At 46.6% G+C, this 343-nt stretch carries 1 tRNA gene; it reads left to right on the forward strand.

From position 1 onward, the window contains the following. Positions 1 to 118 precede the first annotated feature (118 nt). Positions 119 to 194, forward strand: a tRNA-Glu gene (locus FQ015_RS18325). Positions 195 to 343: the final 149 nt, after the last annotated feature.

Here is a 343-nt window from a genome sequence, read left to right on the forward strand (position 1 = left end):
CGTAGGGGAACCTGCGGTTGGATCACCTCCTTACCTTAAAGAACTGTACTTTGCAGTGCTCACACAGATTGTCTGATAGAAAGTGAAAAGCAAGGCGTCTTGCGAAGCAGACTGATACGTCCCCTTCGTCTAGAGGCCCAGGACACCGCCCTTTCACGGCGGTAACAGGGGTTCGAATCCCCTAGGGGACGCCACTTGCTGGTTTGTGAGTGAAAGTCACCGACCTCAGTATCGTTAAAGATGACTTACGAGTCATGTTTAAGATATTTGCTCTTTAAAAATCTGGATCAAGCTGAAAATTGAAACACTGAACAACGAAAGTTGTTCGTGAGTCTCTCAAATT

The sequence above is a fragment of the Escherichia sp. HH26CH genome, assembly GCF_009820205.1.
In the GTDB taxonomy this organism is placed as follows: domain Bacteria; phylum Pseudomonadota; class Gammaproteobacteria; order Enterobacterales; family Enterobacteriaceae; genus Escherichia; species Escherichia coli_F.